Source organism: Streptomyces sp. NBC_00376, from assembly GCF_036077095.1.
Classification (GTDB): domain Bacteria; phylum Actinomycetota; class Actinomycetes; order Streptomycetales; family Streptomycetaceae; genus Streptomyces.
Window position 1 is genome coordinate 772,468 of record NZ_CP107960.1, and the last position, 18,510, is coordinate 790,977.

The 18,510-nt window shown below is 68.8% G+C and carries 14 protein-coding genes and 2 pseudogenes; 10 read left to right on the forward strand and 6 right to left on the reverse strand.

Annotated elements, in window-relative coordinates; genetic code table 11:
* The first annotated feature begins 2 nt into the window (after positions 1 to 2).
* A protein-coding gene (locus OG842_RS03625) for an IS5 family transposase (protein ID WP_443063955.1) occupies positions 3 to 934 on the forward strand; the annotation gives its coding sequence in 2 pieces (ribosomal slippage) (positions 3 to 381 and positions 381 to 934; 933 coding nt in all).
* Between the two features lie 179 nt (positions 935 to 1,113).
* Here the strand turns inward: OG842_RS03625 and OG842_RS03630 are convergent.
* Positions 1,114 to 2,298, reverse strand: coding sequence for an IS701 family transposase (locus OG842_RS03630; RefSeq protein WP_266726591.1), 1,185 nt, complete (start codon positions 2,296 to 2,298; stop codon positions 1,114 to 1,116).
* A gap of 41 nt (positions 2,299 to 2,339) precedes the next feature.
* Here OG842_RS03630 and OG842_RS03635 point away from each other — a divergent pair.
* The 4 genes and pseudogenes from OG842_RS03635 to OG842_RS45135 all read left to right on the forward strand — a co-directional run.
* A pseudogene (locus OG842_RS03635) lies at positions 2,340 to 3,485 on the forward strand (cytosine permease); the annotation flags it as partial.
* A 23-nt stretch (positions 3,486 to 3,508) separates the two neighbouring features.
* Positions 3,509 to 4,231 carry an aspartate/glutamate racemase family protein gene (locus OG842_RS03640; protein ID WP_266727359.1) on the forward strand — a complete coding sequence of 241 codons (723 nt, stop codon included), beginning with the start codon at positions 3,509 to 3,511 and terminating at the stop codon, positions 4,229 to 4,231.
* Between the two features lie 109 nt (positions 4,232 to 4,340).
* Entirely contained in the window at positions 4,341 to 5,675 is a 1,335-nt protein-coding gene (allB, locus tag OG842_RS03645; RefSeq protein WP_266727361.1) for an allantoinase AllB, read from the forward strand.
* Positions 5,676 to 5,700: 25 nt separating this feature from the next.
* Positions 5,701 to 5,804, forward strand: a pseudogene (locus OG842_RS45135) (IS5-like element ISMt1 family transposase); the annotation flags it as partial.
* Between the two features lie 544 nt (positions 5,805 to 6,348).
* Here the strand turns inward: OG842_RS45135 and OG842_RS03650 are convergent.
* Entirely contained in the window at positions 6,349 to 7,401 is a 1,053-nt protein-coding gene (locus tag OG842_RS03650) for an alpha/beta hydrolase (protein ID WP_266727363.1), read from the reverse strand.
* 114 nt (positions 7,402 to 7,515) lie between these two features.
* On the opposite strand from OG842_RS03650, the gene OG842_RS03655 reads away from it, so the two are divergent.
* Positions 7,516 to 8,109: a TetR/AcrR family transcriptional regulator gene (locus tag OG842_RS03655; protein ID WP_266727364.1), complete on the forward strand. Its 594-nt coding sequence runs from the start codon at positions 7,516 to 7,518 to the stop codon at positions 8,107 to 8,109.
* A gap of 594 nt (positions 8,110 to 8,703) precedes the next feature.
* Here OG842_RS03655 and OG842_RS03660 read toward each other — a convergent pair.
* A protein-coding gene (locus tag OG842_RS03660) for an IS5 family transposase (RefSeq protein WP_443063955.1) occupies positions 8,704 to 9,635 on the reverse strand; the annotation gives its coding sequence in 2 pieces (ribosomal slippage) (positions 8,704 to 9,257 and positions 9,257 to 9,635; 933 coding nt in all).
* 112 nt (positions 9,636 to 9,747) lie between these two features.
* Between OG842_RS03660 and OG842_RS03665 the strand changes: the two genes are divergently transcribed.
* From OG842_RS03665 to OG842_RS03680, 4 genes are all read left to right on the forward strand, one after another.
* The gene (locus OG842_RS03665; protein WP_266726591.1) at positions 9,748 to 10,932 is read left to right on the forward strand and encodes an IS701 family transposase; all 1,185 of its coding nucleotides are present in this window, start codon (positions 9,748 to 9,750) and stop codon (positions 10,930 to 10,932) included.
* A gap of 282 nt (positions 10,933 to 11,214) precedes the next feature.
* Positions 11,215 to 11,655 (forward strand): Lrp/AsnC family transcriptional regulator, encoded by a 441-nt coding sequence (locus tag OG842_RS03670; protein ID WP_266727366.1) that lies wholly within the window; start codon positions 11,215 to 11,217, stop codon positions 11,653 to 11,655.
* A gap of 51 nt (positions 11,656 to 11,706) precedes the next feature.
* Positions 11,707 to 14,682, forward strand: coding sequence for an aminotransferase (locus OG842_RS03675; protein WP_266727368.1), 2,976 nt, complete (start codon positions 11,707 to 11,709; stop codon positions 14,680 to 14,682).
* A gap of 379 nt (positions 14,683 to 15,061) precedes the next feature.
* The gene (locus OG842_RS03680) at positions 15,062 to 16,396 is read left to right on the forward strand and encodes a flavin monoamine oxidase family protein (RefSeq protein ID WP_266727370.1); all 1,335 of its coding nucleotides are present in this window, start codon (positions 15,062 to 15,064) and stop codon (positions 16,394 to 16,396) included.
* A 145-nt stretch (positions 16,397 to 16,541) separates the two neighbouring features.
* Here OG842_RS03680 and OG842_RS45140 read toward each other — a convergent pair whose 3' ends face one another.
* The 3 genes from OG842_RS45140 to OG842_RS03695 all read right to left on the reverse strand — a co-directional run bounded on the left by OG842_RS45140 (position 16,542) and on the right by OG842_RS03695 (position 18,464).
* Positions 16,542 to 17,027: a transposase gene (locus OG842_RS45140; RefSeq protein WP_443063964.1), complete on the reverse strand. Its 486-nt coding sequence runs from the start codon at positions 17,025 to 17,027 to the stop codon at positions 16,542 to 16,544.
* A 33-nt stretch (positions 17,028 to 17,060) separates the two neighbouring features.
* Positions 17,061 to 17,621 carry a hypothetical protein gene (locus OG842_RS03690; RefSeq protein WP_266727372.1) on the reverse strand — a complete coding sequence of 187 codons (561 nt, stop codon included), beginning with the start codon at positions 17,619 to 17,621 and terminating at the stop codon, positions 17,061 to 17,063.
* A gap of 396 nt (positions 17,622 to 18,017) precedes the next feature.
* Positions 18,018 to 18,464 (reverse strand): ATP-binding protein, encoded by a 447-nt coding sequence (locus OG842_RS03695; protein WP_266727374.1) that lies wholly within the window; start codon positions 18,462 to 18,464, stop codon positions 18,018 to 18,020.
* Positions 18,465 to 18,510: the final 46 nt, after the last annotated feature.

Below are 18,510 nucleotides of genomic sequence, written 5' to 3' on the forward strand. Positions count from 1 at the left end.
GTATGGGCCGTGGTGATCTGACGAATGCGGAGTGGGATCAGCTGGAGTCGTACCTACCTCCTGGTGGTGCGCGTGGAGGTCGGTGGAGCGACCACCGCCGGGTCATCAACGGGGTTCTCTACCGGGTGCGGACCGGCGTGCAGTGGCGGGATCTGCCGGAGCGGTTCGGGCCGTGGGAAACGGTCTATAAGCGGCATCGCCGCTGGTCAGCCGATGGAACGTGGCAGATGCTGCTGTCTCGCATCCAGGCAGCCGAGGACGCGGTGGGCGCGATCGACTGGGACGTGTCGGTGGACTCGACAGCCGTGCGGGCCCACCAGCACGCCGCCGGCGCGAGGAAAGCGGCCCCGGCCGCCGTTCCTCAAAAGGGGGCCGGGCGGGGGACGAACCAGGTCGATCCGGTCTTGCGGAATCTGGCAGTCCGCCTGGAGGCGGTGGTCAGATCGGCGAGTGTCTGGGGCGTTCCCGCGGCGGATTCACCACCAAGATCCACCTCGCCGCCGAGGGACGCTGCAGGCCCCTCGCTTTCGTCCTGACTCCCGGACACTACGGTGACGGACCCCAGCTCGAGCGGGTGCTGGAGCAGGTCTCCGTCCCCCGGGCCGGAGTCGGACGGCCCCGCACCCGGCCCGACCATGTTCTGGCGGACAAGGCGTACACGTCCCGGAGCAACCGCCGTTACCTGCGACGACGCGGAATCCGGAACACCATCCCCGAACGCATCGACCAGCAACGGAACCGACACAACCGTGGTTCACGCGGCGGCCGCCCCACCGGGTTCGACAGTGAGCGCTACAAGAAGCGCAACACCGTCGAACGCGCCATCAACCGGCTGAAGGGCTTCCGCGCCGTCGCCACGCGCTATGAAAAACGCGCCTACATCTACCTCGGCACCGTCACCCTCGCGGCTCTCATGATCTGGCTTCGCACGTGATCCGAGAAACAGTGCCTAGTACTGCAACGGTGTTTGTCGTGACGGGTGGTCAGTCGGTGGGGCGTGGCCTCGTTGTTTGTAGTGGCTGGTTCGGGCTTGGTGTTGTCGTTTTCGGCGCCAGGTCGACCAGTGCAGGATGTGGTCGACGGGTGCGTGCCGTCGGTTGGTGAGGCGGTGGATCAGGCGTCTGATCTCGGCGAGGCTGAGGTGGATGAGCTGGGAGGATCCGTTTCTGCTTTCCCGGTGTCGAGCTGGCGGGCCCGCAGGACGGTGAGGCAGGCGTGGGCGGCCATGGCCAGGGTGATGTGGCGGTGCCAGCCGGGGTAGCGGCGGACCTGGTAGTCGTCCAGGCCGCACTCCTGCTTCGCGGTCTGGAAGCATTCCTCGATCGCCCAGCGGCTCCCGGCGATGTGGATCAGCTCGTCCAGGGTGGCGTCGGCCGGGCCGTAGGCGATGTAGTAGGAGAGCTCTTGGGGACGGGCAACGCTGCGACGGGCGATCACCCAATGCCGGCGGTCGGGCCGGTGCCAGGGGCGGACTTCGACGCGTGCCCAGTCATAGACGCGGGGCCCGTGGGAGCCCTGGCCGCACGAGCGGCGTTTCCATTTCTGCCGGGGCAGGGCGGGAAATAGATCGCTCACGGGGTGGTCGATGGCCCAGCGGGTGACGACCGTGTCGTGGCGGGTGGTGGCCATGACGTGGAAGACGTCCGCCTGTTCCAGCTCAGAGCGCCAGCCCTTGCTGTAGCCGTAGCCGGCATCTGCGGTCACCCAGCGGAACGGGATCTTGCCGGCGATCGCGCGGCGGACCATCTCCTTGGCCATCGCCACCTTCGTCGCGAAGCCGACCTCGTCGTCAATGCCGGCCCGGCGGCACCGCTCTCGGTCGTCCGTCCAGGAGGCAGGCAGATACAGACGGCGGTCGATCAGCGTTCGTCCGAGCGGGGCCGCATAGGCGAGGAAGACACCGACCTGGCAGTTCTCCGTGCGGCCCGCGGTGCCGGAGTACTGCCGTTGCACCCCGGCCGAACCGGTGCCCTTCTTCAGGAAGCCGGTGTCGTCCACGATCAGCACCGCACCAGGATCGCCGAGATGCTCGACCACGTAGTCACGCACATCGTCCAGAACCTCGTCGGCGTCCCACTCGATCCGGTTCAACAGCCGGTGGATGCGGTCCGGACCTGCGTGGCCGGCTTCTTCGGCCAGCGTCCAGCCGTTCTTCCGCTGCAACGGGGCTACGAGTCCCCGCATATAGGCAAGAGCTGACTCACGAGGCTCCGATCTGCCGAATCGGTGAAGAAACCGCCCTTGCACCGCACCCAACTCACCGGCCCACGACCTGACCTCAGCAAGATCCCCACCCATGACAACACCAACGATCGACCTGCCTACCCGTCACAGCAAACACCGTTGCAGTACTAGTGCGTGGCCTCGTCGCCATCGCCTGGTTCGGTATCCAGACCTACCTCGCGTCGTCCGTGCTGGGCACGCTCCTCGTGACGATGTTCCCGGGCCTCAAGTCCCTGGACACCAACTCCGTTCTCGGCCAGTCGACGCTCGGCTGGATCACCTTCCTGGCGCTGTGGGCCCTCCAGGTCCTCATCGTGAGTTACGGGATGCAGATGATCCGGCGGTACATGGCCTTCGCCGCACCCACGACCCTGATCACCATGTGCGCGCTTGCGGCCTGGATGTTCTGGCGGGCGGACGGCTCGATCTCGATGTCCATCGACTCCCCGCTCAGCGGCGGCGAGATGTGGCTCCAGATCCTGCAGGGCGCCGCGCTGTGGGTGGTGATCTACGGAACGTTCGTGCTGAACTTCTGCGACTTCACCAGGTCCGCCCGGAGCCGCGGCTCCATCGTCCGCGGAAACGTGATCGGTATCCCGGTGAACATGCTGTTCTTCGCCGTGATCGTCGCGGTGCTCAGCGGAGCGCAGTTCAAGCTGGACGGGCACGTCATCACCAGCCCCACGGACATCGTGCGGACGATTCCGAACATGTTCCTCCTGGCCATCGCCTCGCTCGCGCTCATCGCCCTGACCGTCGCGGTGAACCTGATGGCCAACTTCGTGGCACCCATCTACGCCCTGGTCAACCTCTTCCCGCAGCGGCTGAACTTCCGCCGGGCCGGCATGGTGAGCGCCGTCGTGGGCCTGGTGATCCTGCCGTGGAACCTCTACAACAGCCCGGTCGTGGTGAACTACTTCCTCGGCGGGCTCGGGGCCCTGCTCGGGCCGCTCTTCGGTGTGATCATGGCCGACTACTGGCTGCTACGGAAGGCCCGGGTGAACGTGCCCGACCTCTACACCGACGCCGCGCAGGGCGACTACCACTACCGCCACGGTTTCAACCCCCGGGCCGTCTGGGCCTTCGTCCCCAGCGCCGCGATCGCCGTCGTCGTCGCGCTGGTGCCGTTCTTCAGCGCCGTGGCCGGATTCTCGTGGTTCGTCGGCGCCATCCTTGCCGCCGTGCTGTACGCGGCCGTCGCCGACCGCAGCATGCAGACCCGCGACGTGGACGGCGAGTCCATCGCGGTCGCCGCCGAGTGAACCATCCAGCAGAGAGCCGAACCATGCGCATCCTCGTCGTGAACGTCAACACCACGCAGTCCATCACCGACTCGATCGGTGAGCAGGCCGCCGGTGTGGCGTCACCCGGTACCGAGATCGTTCCGCTGACCCCTGCCTTCGGTGCGGAGTCGGTCGAGGGCAACTACGAGAGCTACCTCGCCGCCATCGCCGTGATGGAGGCCGTCCGCGCCTATCCGGAGCCGTTCGACGCCGTGATCCAGGCCGGGTACGGCGAACACGGCCGGGAAGGGCTGCAGGAGCTGCTCGACGTACCGGTCGTCGACATCACCGAGGCGGCCGCGAGCACCGCCCAGTTCCTGGGCCGCACCTACTCCGTGGTCACGAGCCTGGACCGTACGGTCCCGCTGATCGAGGAGCGCCTCCACGCCGCCGGTCTGAGCGCCCGGTGCGCCTCCGTGCGCGCCAGCGGAATGGCCGTACTCGACCTGGAGCGGGACGAGAAGGCCGCCGTGGACGCCATCGTCGAGCAGGCCGCCCGTGCGGTGGAGGAGGACCACGCCGAGGTGATCTGTCTGGGGTGCGGCGGCATGTCCGGTCTCACCGAGCGCGTCATCGAGCGCACCGGGGTTCCCGTCGTCGACGGGGTGACCGCCGCCGTGACGATCGCCGAGTCCCTGGTCCGCCTCGGCCTGAGCACCTCCAAGGTGCGCACGTACGCGACGCCTCGTCCGAAGAAGATCCTCAACTGGCCGCCGCGGGTGTGACGCCGCAGGCCATGCCGGAACCGACCGGCGCGTAGTGGCCGCCGCTCCCCGGGCATCCGGCCGGGGAGCGGCGGTGGACGGAGAAACAACACAGGAGGAGGGGCATCCGTTGCCCGACGTACAGCTCGTACTGCGCTCCACGCGCGTCATCACTCCCGAGGGTGCCCGCCCCGCGTCCGTGGCCGTCGCCGACGGCCGGATCGTGGACGTGCTGCCGCACGCCGCCGAGGTGCCGGCCGGGGCGCGTCTTGAGGACGTCGGCGACGACGCCGTGCTGCCCGGCCTCGTCGATTCGCACGTCCATGTGAACGACCCCGGCCGCAGCGAGTGGGAAGGCTTCTGGACCGCCACCCGGGCGGCCGCCGCCGGTGGCATCACCACCCTCATCGACATGCCGCTCAACTCGCTGCCGCCGACCACCACGGTCGACAACCTGCGGGTCAAGCAGGAGGTCGCCCGAGCGAAGGCGCACATAGACACCGGCTTCTGGGGCGGCGCGATCCCGTCCAACCTCAAGGACCTGCGGCCGTTGCACGAGGCGGGGGTGTTCGGCTTCAAGTGCTTCCTCTCGCCCTCGGGGGTCGAGGAGTTCCCGGAGCTCGACCCGGCCCGGCTGGCCGCCGCGATCGCGGAGATCGCCTCCTTCGACGGGCTGCTCATCGTGCACGCGGAGGACCCGGGCCATCTGGCCGCCGCCCCGCAGGGCAGCGGCCCCGCCTACGCGGTTTTTCTCGCCTCCCGCCCCCGCGCGGCGGAGCACGACGCCATCGCCCTGCTGATCCGGCTCGCCCGGGAGCACGACGCCCGGGTCCACGTGCTGCACCTCTCCTCCAGCGACGCGCTGCCGCTCATCGCCGCGGCCAGGCGCGAGGGGGTCCGCATCACCGCCGAGACCTGCCCGCACTTCCTCACCCTCACCGCGGAGGAGGTCCCGGACGGCGCGACCGAGTTCAAGTGCTGTCCGCCCATCCGCGAGCGCGAGAACCAGGACGCCCTCTGGCAGGGCCTGGCCGACGGCACACTCGACTGCGTCGTCTCCGACCACTCGCCCTGCACCACCGACCTCAAGACCCCCGACTTCGGTACGGCCTGGGGCGGCATCTCCTCGCTCCAGCTCGGTCTGCCCGCCATCTGGACCGCTGCCCGCGAGCGCGGCCACAGCCTGGAGGACGTCGTGCGCTGGATGTCGGCCGGCCCCGCCCGGCTGGCGGGACTGACCGGCAAGGGCGCCATAGCCCCCGGCTACGACGCCGACTTCGCGGTCCTCGCCCCCGAGGAGACCTTCACCGTCGACCCCGCCCGGCTGCACCACCGCAACCCGATCACCGCGTACGCGGGTAAGACGCTGCATGGTGTCGTCCGCGGGACGTGGCTGCGCGGTGAGCGGATCGCCGAGGACGGGAACATCACCGGGCGGTCGGGGCTGCTGATCGAACGGAACTAGCTGGGCTGTCTCGGTGGTCTCAATCGTACGTGCCCACCAGCACGCGGCCGGGGCCCGCAGAAGGAGGCCCCGGCCGGCGAGCCGGACGACCACGCCATCGGCCGGTCCCGGGGCGGACTGACGGCCCGGACGATCTCCCGTCCAATCTCGTAGAGAGGGTCTGGCTGCGGCCAGGCGTGGTGGTGCTGTCCCGCAGCCAGTACGGATCGCCCTGGTCCGAACCAGCGCGCGTTGCGGCGGACGCGCCGGCTGTTCGATCCTGGTGGGCACGCGGGCCCGTGGCCCGAGGGAGCCAGGCACCCCATTCAGTGCGGAGACGGGTTTCGGGTCCAGGACGTTGCCGGTGGTGCAGCCGCCCTCTCCGGGCATCCGCTGGATCCGGGGCGGTACCCACACCTCAGTGGCATCGGGGCCCACGCGGGCAGGGAAGGCAGTCCTGCCCACTGGGCCGGCCGATGGGCACTGGGTGCGACCGGCACAATCCTTTGACCAGCAGCGATCAACCCGCACTCCGGCCTGCATTCCCGGCCGGCTGGAGATCATTTCCCAGATACCGTTCGCCGTCCGGACACTCACCCGCGCCTGGCTGCTCGTCCGGAGCAGCCAGGCGGAGAAAGCCATCGACGTCCTGCACCGACTGCCACGGTGAGCTGTCCGTGGCAGGAGCGCCGGATCAGCCGATCAGGGTGTCCTTCAGCCATGGAGCGATCACGGCCATGGCCTCGCCGAAGCGCGAGATGGCGCAGTGACCGGTGTCCGGGATCAGCTCGACCCGGGTGTCCCGGCGGCCCTCGAACACCAGGGTGTCGGCCATTGGGACGTGGACGTCCTCGGTGCCGTTGACCACCAGCATCGGCCCATTGGCGTCCTGGTCCAGCAGTGGGCGCAGGTCGAAGGCCGCGAAGGCCTCATCGCGCTCGGCCGCGCTCGGCATGGCGTCGAAGCCCAGGGCGTTGCCGACGATGCCGTCCATGCCGAAGGCGAAGCCGCGGCCCGGGGCGAAGGAGCGCTCCACCGGGCCGCCGAGCACCACCGAGGCGTCCACCGCACCAGTCAGTCCGCTCCGGGCGGAGTAGTAACCGCCCATCGAGATGCCGAAGTGGCCGACCTTCCCGTTGCCGGCCGCGCGGGCGACGGAGACCAGCCCGGCGATCACCTCGGCCCCGCCGTCCGAGGTCATCGGCAGGTGGGCGGTCTCGCCGGTGCCGGCGAGGTCGAACAACAGGAGTCGTGCCGGCAGGGCGAACGCGAGCTGCTCCCACATGCCGTGCAGGTCGGTCTTCCAGGAGTCCACCCCGCCGCTGGCCAACACGATCGGAGCGTCGGCGGACAGGCCGGGGGCGGCCATCAGGTGTATCGGCAGGGTGGCGTGGCCGCCGCGGTACGGGACGGTGAGCGTGCGGCGCTCGAGCTCCACCGGGAAGCCGGGGGCAGCGAGGACGTACTGCTCGACCTGGCGGGCGAGCGCGGTGCGCTTCGGGCCGTCGGCGAGCGAGGGGAACTTGGCCCAGCCGTAAGCCTGCGCGGCCAGACGGTGGCGCCCTGCCTCGGCGTGCCGGGCGGCGAGGGCGGACCACTCGTACACCCAGCCGCCGGGCCGGTCGGGCCACATCTCGGTGACGGCGGCGCGGACCGCGTCCACCTCGTCGATGGGGAGGCCGAGGGTCATCTGCGGGTAGCGCTCGACGAACAGGTCCTGCGGGTCCAGGGGCCAGGTGAAGGACATGGTGGTGCCTCCTGCTGCTCTTAAAGCCGTAATTCTTGCATTAGTGACTATGTGCCCAAGCTGCAATTAACGCAAGTCGTCTTGCGTTAAGGTGGTGGCCGAGGTGATCGACACATGACCGAGCAAGCACCGGAACCGATCCGCCGCCGCCCTGGCGGCCGCGCCGCGCGCGTCCGCCAGGCCGTCCTGGCAGCCGCCATGGAGGTGCTGGCAGAGGAGGGCATCGCCCGGCTCAGCATCGCCGAGGTCGCGGCTCGCGCAGGGGTCAACGAGACCACGGTGTACCGACGTTGGGGCAATCGGGAGAAGCTCGTGCTGGACGCCATGCTCACCTGGAGCAACGAGGGCATCCCAGTCCCCGACACCGGAGCTGTCCGCACCGACCTGGCCACCTTCGCCCGCGCGCTGGCCGACTACCTCGCCACCCCGACCGGGCGCGCCGTCACCCGGGCGGCCTCGCTCGGCTCAGACGACCCCGACCTCGCCGAGGCCTGGCAGACCTTCTGGCAGTCCCGCCTCGATCAGGCCGGCGTCATCATCAGCCGAGCCGTCGAACGCGGAGAACTCCCGGCGGACACGAACACGGCCCTGGCTCTGGAACTGCTCTGCTCCCCGCTCCAGACCCGCTCCCTGCTCGGCCACCGCCCGATCGAGCCGGACCTGCCGGAGCGCTTGGCGGACATGTTGCTGGACGGCCTCCACCAGTGACGCGTCGACATCGACTTTCGTGAACACGGAGATCAACAGGACATTCCCGCTGGTTGCGACTGCAGCGCATGCCGAGTCGGTCGGGGTCTGTCCGGCGTTGCCCGGGGAGTTCGGCGGCGCGTTTGCGGACGTTGTCGAGCCATGACCACCACACCCCGTCAGCACTGTCCTGACGGCCCGACAGGGCGTCCTCCGCCTTCCAGATGCTCAGCATGCCTCCGGGGTACCCGCAGGTGCTCGAGGTCCTCGCCCTGGACGACGACGTCGCCTGCAGTCTCCGGGAGGGTTCCGCCGGCCTGGACGTGGTTCTGGACGAGGCGGTAGCAGCACCGCCATCCGGTGCCCCGGATCGGGCACCACCCCGGATCGATCGCGTCCAGTCATCCGTCCGCGCCTCGGTCATCGCCCCGGCCGCCGAGGGGACGGGGCGGCCGGCCGCTGTCGACCGTCCCAGGTTTCCCGGCCCCCTGGGGGACCGCGCGGTTTCGTGGTGCCCGCACGCGGTCTTGTCCGTCGACCGCATCGGCCGCGCCTTGGCAGCACGTTCGAGAAGCGTCAGGACTCTTGGGTGCTCACTAGGCACTGTTTCTCGGATCACGTGCGAAGCCAGATCATGAGAGCCGCGAGGGTGACGGTGCCGAGGTAGATGTAGGCGCGTTTTTCATAGCGCGTGGCGACGGCGCGGAAGCCCTTCAGCCGGTTGATGGCGCGTTCGACGGTGTTGCGCTTCTTGTAGCGCTCACTGTCGAACCCGGTGGGGCGGCCGCCGCGTGAACCACGGTTGTGTCGGTTCCGTTGCTGGTCGATGCGTTCGGGGATGGTGTTCCGGATTCCGCGTCGTCGCAGGTAACGGCGGTTGCTCCGGGACGTGTACGCCTTGTCCGCCAGAACATGGTCGGGCCGGGTGCGGGGCCGTCCGACTCCGGCCCGGGGGACGGAGACCTGCTCCAGCACCCGCTCGAGCTGGGGTCCGTCACCGTAGTGTCCGGGAGTCAGGACGAAAGCGAGGGGCCTGCAGCGTCCCTCGGCGGCGAGGTGGATCTTGGTGGTGAATCCGCCGCGGGAACGCCCCAGACACTCGCCGATCTGACCACCGCCTCCAGGCGGACTGCCAGATTCCGCAAGACCGGATCGACCTGGTTCGTCCCCCGCCCGGCCCCCTTTTGAGGAACGGCGGCCGGGGCCGCTTTCCTCGCGCCGGCGGCGTGCTGGTGGGCCCGCACGGCTGTCGAGTCCACCGACACGTCCCAGTCGATCGCGCCCACCGCGTCCTCGGCTGCCTGGATGCGAGACAGCAGCATCTGCCACGTTCCATCGGCTGACCAGCGGCGATGCCGCTTATAGACCGTTTCCCACGGCCCGAACCGCTCCGGCAGATCCCGCCACTGCACGCCGGTCCGCACCCGGTAGAGAACCCCGTTGATGACCCGGCGGTGGTCGCTCCACCGACCTCCACGCGCACCACCAGGAGGTAGGTACGACTCCAGCTGATCCCACTCCGCATTCGTCAGATCACCACGGCCCATACAGCCAGCCTGCCCCCAACACCCCACCCGCGTCAGGAGATCCGAGAAACAGTGCCTAGTACTGCAACGGTGTTTGCTGTGACGGGTAGGCAGGTCGATCGTTGGTGTTGTCATGGGTGGGGATCTTGCTGAGGTCAGGTCGTGGGCCGGTGAGTTGGGTGCGGTGCAAGGGCGGTTTCTTCACCGATTCGGCAGATCGGAGCCTCGTGAGTCAGCTCTTGCCTATATGCGGGGACTCGTAGCCCCGTTGCAGCGGAAGAACGGCTGGACGCTGGCCGAAGAAGCCGGCCACGCAGGTCCGGACCGCATCCACCGGCTGTTGAACCGGATCGAGTGGGACGCCGACGAGGTTCTGGACGATGTGCGTGACTACGTGGTCGAGCATCTCGGCGATCCTGGTGCGGTGCTGATCGTGGACGACACCGGCTTCCTGAAGAAGGGCACCGGTTCGGCCGGGGTGCAACGGCAGTACTCCGGCACCGCGGGCCGCACGGAGAACTGCCAGGTCGGTGTCTTCCTCGCCTATGCGGCCCCGCTCGGACGAACGCTGATCGACCGCCGTCTGTATCTGCCTGCCTCCTGGACGGACGACCGAGAGCGGTGCCGCCGGGCCGGCATTGACGACGAGGTCGGCTTCGCGACGAAGGTGGCGATGGCCAAGGAGATGGTCCGCCGCGCGATCGCCGGCAAGATCCCGTTCCGCTGGGTGACCGCAGATGCCGGCTACGGCTACAGCAAGGGCTGGCGCTCTGAGCTGGAACAGGCGGACGTCTTCCACGTCATGGCCACCACCCGCCACGACACGGTCGTCACCCGCTGGGCCATCGACCACCCCGTGAGCGATCTATTTCCCGCCCTGCCCCGGCAGAAATGGAAACGCCGCTCGTGCGGCCAGGGCTCCCACGGGCCCCGCGTCTATGACTGGGCACGCGTCGAAGTCCGCCCCTGGCACCGGCCCGACCGCCGGCATTGGGTGATCGCCCGTCGCAGCGTTGCCCGTCCCCAAGAGCTCTCCTACTACATCGCCTACGGCCCGGCCGACGCCACCCTGGACGAGCTGATCCACATCGCCGGGAGCCGCTGGGCGATCGAGGAATGCTTCCAGACCGCGAAGCAGGAGTGCGGCCTGGACGACTACCAGGTCCGCCGCTACCCCGGCTGGCACCGCCACATCACCCTGGCCATGGCCGCCCACGCCTGCCTCACCGTCCTGCGGGCCCGCCAGCTCGACACCGGGAAAGCAGAAACGGATCCTCCCAGCTCATCCACCTCAGCCTCGCCGAGATCAGACGCCTGATCCACCGCCTCACCAACCGACGGCACGCACCCGTCGACCACATCCTGCACTGGTCGACCTGGCGCCGAAAACGACAACACCAAGCCCGAACCAGCCACTACAAACAACGAGGCCACGCCCCACCGACTGACCACCCGTCACGACAAACACCGTTGCAGTACTAGAACCCGCAGCGCGATTCGCTCGATTCAATCGCCTACACACTTGAATCGAGCACATGAGTCCGGCACCATGCTTGAAAAAGGTGCAGTGCCTGCCATTCACGCAGGAGAGAGGTTCTTCATGGACGACACCGACCGGGCCATCCTGCGGGAACTGCAGGTCGACGGCCGGATCCCTTACGCAGATCTGGGGCCGAAGGTGGGGCTGTCGCCCTCGGCCGCAAGGCTCCGGCTGCAACGGTTGATCGACACCAAGGCGGTTCAGGTCGTCGGAGTGACCGACCCAATGACCATGGGCCAGCAGACCATGGCCCTCCTGGGCTTGCGCATCGACGGCGATCCACGGTCAGTGGCCGACGAACTGTCCCGGCACGACGAAGTCGTGTACACGGTCCTGACCGCCGGCGGTTTCGACCTGTTCGCAGAGGTGGTGTGCAGCAAGCCTCGGGACCTTCTGGACTTCATCAACGACGTCGTGCGACCCGTCGAGGGTGTCACATCCGTGGAGAACTTCCCCTACTTCGGCATTCACACTCACCGCTTCCTGTGGCATGTCGACTGAGGCGTCCGAGCGTCCCAGCCCTCTTTGTCCGCACCAGCCGAGGAACCCTGCATGCTGCCCGACAAGCACCGCACGATCGACTTCTTCGCCGAGGACGCCCTACCCGCACCCCGCGTAACGCCGGCCGAGGCTGAGCTCATCGCCGCCGAACACCTCGACATGACTGCTCGCGGGCAGGCACTGGGCAGCCAGCAGGACGCCAACTTCCTGCTGCACGACGACGACAGGACGCCCGCCGCGATCCTGAAGATCGCCAACTCCGCCTTCGGCACCACGGAGATCGAAGCCCAGGACGCGGCAGCCGACCTGATCGCTTCGGCCCGCCCGGAGCTGCGCATCGCCACCGTCCTGCGCCGCCCCGACGGCTCCCCGCGTCGCACGACGGTGGACACCGAGAACGGTCCGGCCGTCGCGAGACTGCTGCGCTACCTGCCCGGCGGGACTCTCTCGGGACCACGGCACCTGTCCCCGACCACGGTGGCGGCCATGGGCACGATCGCCGGCAAGGTCAGCACCACCCTGCGCGACTTCCGGCACCCGGGCATTGAGCGCGTGCTCCAGTGGGACCTGCAGTATGCCGACCGTGTCGTCGCCAGGCTCGCCGGGCACATCGACGAGCCCGACCGGCGCAATGCCGTCGAGGCCGCGACCGCCGAGGCATGGGCCCGTGTCCAGGAGCTCGCCGCCGCGCTGCCGTTGCAGGCGGTGCACCTGGATCTCACCGACGACAATCTGATCCGCTGCCCCGACACCTGTCCGCCGATGCCGGACGGGGTCATTGACTTCGGTGACGTGACCAAGAGCTGGGCAGTCTCCGAGCTTGCCGTGTCACTGTCCTCAATGCTCCACCACGACGGTGTCGAGCCTCACCATCTGCTGCCGGCCGTCCGCGCCTTCCACGCCGTTCGGCCGCTCTCCCCCGAGGAGGCGGAGGCGTTGTGGCCGCTCGTGATCCTGCGCGCCGCCGTCCTGGTGGCCAGCGGGCGGCAGCAAGCCGCCGTCGACGAGGACAACACCTACGCCGAGACCGCCCTCGACCGGGAATGGCGCATATTCGAACAGGCCACCTGGCTGCCCATGCCGGTGATGAGCCGCCTCGTCAGGGACGCGACCGGCATGGCCGACACGCCTGCCCGAACCACGCAGGCCGCTGCACCGGTGCGCCCGCTCCTGCGAGACCTCGCCGCCGCCGACATCACCCTCCTCAACCTGTCCACCGATGCCGATTCCATGGACCGGGGAGCCTGGCTCGAAGCCGGTACCGAGGACCGGCTGGCGGCCTCCGCACTCACGGACGGAGCTGTCGCGGTCGCCACCCGGTACGCCCATGCGCGGCTCACTCGGACACCGGTACTGTCAGCGGTGTCCGCCGCCACGGTGCCCACCGGCATCGACGTATGGCTCGGCCGGGACACCATGGCGCAGGCCCCCGACGCGGGGAAGGTCCTCGCCGCGGAGCCGGGCCGCGTGGAGCTCGCCTACGGCGCGCAGGTGCTGACGCTGTCGTTTCCCCGCACGATCCACCCGGCGGTCACCACCGGTGCGACGGTGCAGGCGGGTGAGGACGTCGCCCGCGTCCCCTCCGGAACCGCCCTCCACATCGCGCTGAGCGCCGCCGACAGCCCTGCCGTCCCTCGCCTGGTCCGGCCCGAACACGCCACCGGCTGGCTCGCGCTCACCGCCGACCCCGCCCCGCTTCTCGGTCTCCCGGTCGACTCCGACGGTACGGGCGAGAGGGACCTGCTCGACCGGCGTGACGCCGTGTTCGCGACCGTGCAGGAGCACTACTACGCCAGCCCTCCCCGTATCGAGCGTGGTTGGCGCCACCATCTCCTGTCCACCGACGGCCGCTCGTACCTCGACATCGTCAACAACGTCACCCCGCTGGGCCACGCCCACCCCCGCGTCGAGCAGGCGGCCTTCCGGCAACTGCGACGGCTCAACACCAACTCGCGCTTCCACTACGCCTCGGTGGTGGAGTTCACCGAACGCCTCGCCACCCTCCTCCCTGATCCCCTGGACACGGTGTTCCTCGTCAACTCCGGCTCCGAGGCGGTGGACCTGGGCCTCCGGCTGGCCATCGGGGCCTCCGGACAGCACGATGTCGTCGCACTGCGCGAGGCCTACCACGGCTGGACATACGCCTCCGACTCGGTCTCCACCTCGCTCCAGGACAACCCCAACGCCCTCGCCACCCGTCCGAGCTGGGTCCACACCGTCGACTCGCCCAACTCCTACCGCGGCCGGCACCGCGGGACGGACGCCACCCGCTACGCGCCCCAGGCCGTCGCGCTGATCGACGAACTGGCCGACTCCGGCCGCCCGGCGGGGGCGTTCATCAGCGAGACCTTCTACGGCAACGCCGGTGGCGTCGCCCTGCCCGACGGTTATCTCGCCGAGGTATACGCGGCGGTGCGCCGTCACGGCGGTCTGGCCGTCGCCGACGAGGTCCAGGTCGGCTACGGCCGCCTGGGACACTGGTTCTGGGGCTTCGAGCAGCAACAGGTCGTCCCCGACATCGTGTGCGTCGCCAAGGCCATGGGCAACGGGCACCCGCTCGGCGCCGTCATCACGTCCAGAGCGGTCGCCGACCGGTACCGCGACCAGGGCTACTTCTTCGCCTCCACCGGCGGCAGCCCGGTCTCCAGCATCGTGGGCCTCACCGTCCTGGACACCTTGCGCGACGAGGACCTCCAGGGCAACGCGGTACGCGTCGGCAGCCATCTGAAGCACCGGCTCGAAGCCCTGGCCGACCGCTACGGCATCATCGGCGCCGTCCACGGCTCGGGCCTCTACCTCGGCCTCGAACTCGTCCGGGACCACTCCACCCTGGAACCCGCCACCGAAGAGACCGCCGAACTCTGCGACCGCATGCTCGACCTCGGCGTGGTCGTCCAGCCCACGGGGGACCACCTCAACATCCTGAAGATCAAGCCTCCGCTGTGCATCGACACCGCTGCGGCCGACTTCTTCGCCGACATGCTCGACCTGGCCCTCACCCAACTCGGCCACGGCCGCACCTGGTGATACCGGGCTGCCTGTCGGCGCTTCGCGATACGGCGCCGAGGCGATGCCCGGTCTGCCAGCAGGCGACCTCACCGAGCCACCGACCCCGTACGCCGCATTGCTTTCCCATCGAGCCCGTTCGCTCGATCGGCATCGGCTTCACTCAGCCTCCTTGGCCCCCGCCCAAGCACCCCTTGCACCAACACCATTGACCGCACTGGTCAGGGCGTGGCCAGCCGCCCGGAAGGAACCGTCTCGTGCATCCGGACAACGACACAGCGGCGCTGAGATGCGTCAGGAGCCCCATCTCCACGGTGACGTCACCCTCCATCAGAGAGGTGCTGAGCCTCCGACAGCTGACATGCAGGTCCCACTTCAAACTCCCTGCAGAAGAGAGAAGATGATGCACACTGTCGTCGTCGGCGCGGGTATCGCCGGCATCACCGCAGCTCGACTGCTTCACGCCGCAGGACAGCATGTAGTCGTGCTCGAGGCACGAGACCGTATCGGTGGGCGGATCTGGACGGACCGCACGGCAGGGTTCTCAGTCGACCGTGGCGCCTCATGGATCCATGGCCTCACTGGCAACCCGCTCACCGGACTTGTCACCGCGCTCGGGATGGAGACACGCGAGTTCACGGTCGGGAGCTTCCAGGCCGGCGGGCGGCCGATCGCCGACTACGACGAATCGCAGCGCCTGCTGGACGACGACGCGACACGGCAGTGGACCGTCGACGTCAACACGGCAGATGACCTTTTCCAGCTGACCATCGCGGCGTCCGGTCACGACGAGAGTTACGCCGACGCGGCCGAGCGCGCCCTTGCCGCGACCGGGTGGGAACCCGAACGCGCTGAACGGGTCCGCGCGTTCTATCGGCATCGCACGGAAGAACAATGCGGCGCAGAGGTCGAACAGGTCGCCGCTCACGCCCTCGACGAGGACGCCATCGAAGGTGACGAAGTGATCTTTCCGGGTGGCTACGATGTGCTTCCCCGGACTCTCGCAGAAGGCCTCGACGTTCGTTTGGGAACGACCGTGACCGCCATCACCAGGTCGGCCACGGGGGTGCGAGTCGACACGGAGGACGAGTCCTTCGACGCGGCCCATGTGATCGTCACGGTGCCGTTGGGCGTGCTCAAAGCAGGGGCGATCGAGTTCACGCCCGCTCTGCCCGACGCCGTTGCGGGGCCGATCGCTCGACTCGGAATGGGCGTGTTCAACAAGGTCTTCCTTCAGTTTCCGAGCCGTTTCTGGCAGGACGACGTCTACGCGATCCGGCAGCACGGCCGGGCCGGCGTCCCCTGGCACTCCTGGTACGACGTCTCCGTGGTGAGCGGCAAGCCGATGCTGCTGACCTTCGCCGGCGGCGCTTGGGGGCAGGAGATCGAACAGAAGACCGACGAAGAGGTGGTCTCGTCGGTGCTCGGCTCCCTCCGCAACATCTACGGTGAGTCCGTCCCCGGGCCAGTGGCGCACTGGATCACACGCTGGGGCACCGACCCTCTCGCCTTCGGCTCGTACTCCTACGTCGCCGTCGGCTCCTCGCACGACGATCACGATGCGATGGCAGAACCCGTCGACGGCGTTCTCCACTTTGCGGGAGAAGCAACCTGCGGGCGCGAACCAGCTACTGTCCACGGCGCGCTCCGGTCAGGGCATCGCGCGGCCGAGCGGATCCTCGGTTCACCCATCTCCCTGGCGGAGCTCACACGGGGCCTGGACCCTTCGAATTGACATAGCCGGGTCCAGCGATGCAGCGGAGCTTCGTCATCCGACACTCAACACGCTGCAGACGAGACGACCATGCGCGATGATGCCCCGGACCTCGCGACTCCGGCCGAGACCGCCCTCTCCTGCCGGGGCATCATCGCGATCACCGTCACGGACGGCTCTGAGGCCAATTACGGTAGTCGTGGAATCCACCGACATGGTCCACTCCACCCGGCCCACCGCGTCGTCCGTCGGGCACGAACAGGCTCAACCGGTAAGCGGTCGGCTGCATCAGTCGCCTGCGGAGTGTGTCGATCCAGGTGTGGCGGGTCGGCGCGCCGGGCGCCTCCTTCCACTTCCACGTGCCGTTCACGGCCCACCTGGTCAGGCGTTTGTGTACGGTCTGAAGGGGCCCGAACTCTTCGGGCAGGTCGCGCCGGGGCGAGCAGGTACGGAACTTCCCCGCGAAGGCTTCCAGGGTCCGGCCGTGGTCGGCCCACCGCCGTCCACGGATCGGATCGGTCGGCATCGGCGGCTCGATCCGGTCGCACATCGCATCAGTGATCACTGACTGGACAGACACGCCCGTCAAGGAGACGCGCTCCAGCCGTCCAACGCGCAGCTCGACGACCGCAGTGTCCACGTACCGGCCCATGCGGCGTGCGGAGTCCCGGGCGAGCGGGGCCCACTACCCAGGAAACGGGGAGACCGCCTGTCCGTCGGTCAGCGCGTTGAGCCGTGCGGCCGCGTTGTCGTCGAGGAAGAAGAGCGTCATGGCTTGGCCATTGTGCCGGACGTGGAAGCGCCGGTCCCCGTGTTCCAGTTCGTCGATGAGATAGCCGACCACCATCAGGTCGGCCCAGTCGTCCCTGACTTCGATGGGCCAGTTGACCCGCCGGCCGTCGGCCGAGTACTCGATCCACGCCTCTTCCGCGCCGAGGTCGACGTGGTCCCGCAGGCCGGACAGGGCATCTGGCAGGCCAGTGATCCGGCACAGCTGCCGGGCGATCGCCACGTACGAACCCGGGCCTCGGACGCACTCGGTGTCGAAGTGCCACGCCCGGTCGCAGAACCACCGTTCCCACGGCTCGTCCTCGACCGCGCAGCCCAGTGCGAACAGCACCAGGTCGAAGGGCTTGCATTCGTACGCCTCCCGCGGCCACGAGTACAGCAACTCGTCCACGGTCCGGCCGGCCGCGAGCGGCAGCCCCAGCTCCGCCAGCCTGTCCAGCTGATCTTCAAGACGCATGACCGGGATCGTAACCGCCGCTTCGGACAACGCGCTTGAGTGTGATCAATCGGCCCTACGTTCCTGGGACGGGATGGTCGAGTCATTCGTAGGGTTGGATACCGTGCTGGTCTACCCGATCCAGGCAGTTTCGATTGGATCACTGCCGCTGACCGAGGCGGTCGTTGAAGATGTCCGTGTGACTGACCGCATCAGCGCTCTGCCTCGCCCTCGTTCTCACCGCCGGACAGGCGGTGACGCACCCGCAATTGCCCAGCAGGACTACACGTCGCGGGCATCATCCTCTGGTCCGCCCGATGATCCGATACGAAACGGCCCAGGGCCTTGCGAGGGCACCCCCGCAGCGCCCGCTCCTCCCGCACCTTCTGGGACCCGGTGGGCCGGCCCCGCCGGGTTTCAGGCCGTCTGCGGCAGCAGCCGCAGATCGGTGGACACGGTGGTGCCCGCGGCGGTCGTGCGGACGGCGGGATCGCCGCTGTACGCGGCGACGATGTCCAGCCCGCGACCGCATTCCGCGTCGGCGGGGGCCGGACCGGGACGGTCGTGTCCCTCCGGCCGCCAGTGCCCCCGGTCCCGGACCTCGATCCTCAGCACGCCGTCACGGATGTGCAGGCAGAGGGTGACGTCGTCGCTGGTGGCATGGATGACGGCATTGGTGACGAGTTCGGCGACCACGATGGCCACGGCTTCGCGAACATCGCCGGAGAGTTCCCACCGGTCGACGGCCGCCCCGGCGAAACGGCGCAGGAACGGCACGGACGACGGGATCGCCTCCCGTGTGCAGACGGCCCGGAACGGCGCTCCTTCCGCGGACGGGCCGCGGCAAGGTGACGTGATGGTCATGGGGTACTCCGTCGGTGCTCGTGTGCCCGGCGGTGCGGGCGGGCGG

Bases quoted from the DNA above. Each gene is read 5' to 3' on its own strand.
- OG842_RS03630 (WP_266726591.1), bottom strand. From the start codon at position 2,298: ATGGGTGGGGATCTTGCTGAGGTCAGGTCGTGGGCCGGTGAGTTGGGT.
- OG842_RS03640 (WP_266727359.1), top strand. From the start codon at position 3,509: ATGCGCATCCTCGTCGTGAACGTCAACACCACGCAGTCCATCACCGAC.
- OG842_RS03650 (WP_266727363.1), bottom strand. From the start codon at position 7,401: ATGTCCTTCACCTGGCCCCTGGACCCGCAGGACCTGTTCGTCGAGCGC.
- OG842_RS03655 (WP_266727364.1), top strand. From the start codon at position 7,516: ATGACCGAGCAAGCACCGGAACCGATCCGCCGCCGCCCTGGCGGCCGC.
- OG842_RS03665 (WP_266726591.1), top strand. From the start codon at position 9,748: ATGGGTGGGGATCTTGCTGAGGTCAGGTCGTGGGCCGGTGAGTTGGGT.
- OG842_RS03670 (WP_266727366.1), top strand. From the start codon at position 11,215: ATGGACGACACCGACCGGGCCATCCTGCGGGAACTGCAGGTCGACGGC.
- OG842_RS03675 (WP_266727368.1), top strand. From the start codon at position 11,707: ATGCTGCCCGACAAGCACCGCACGATCGACTTCTTCGCCGAGGACGCC.
- OG842_RS03680 (WP_266727370.1), top strand. From the start codon at position 15,062: ATGATGCACACTGTCGTCGTCGGCGCGGGTATCGCCGGCATCACCGCA.
- OG842_RS45140 (WP_443063964.1), bottom strand. From the start codon at position 17,027: ATGGGCCGGTACGTGGACACTGCGGTCGTCGAGCTGCGCGTTGGACGG.
- OG842_RS03690 (WP_266727372.1), bottom strand. From the start codon at position 17,621: ATGCGTCTTGAAGATCAGCTGGACAGGCTGGCGGAGCTGGGGCTGCCG.
- OG842_RS03695 (WP_266727374.1), bottom strand. From the start codon at position 18,464: ATGACCATCACGTCACCTTGCCGCGGCCCGTCCGCGGAAGGAGCGCCG.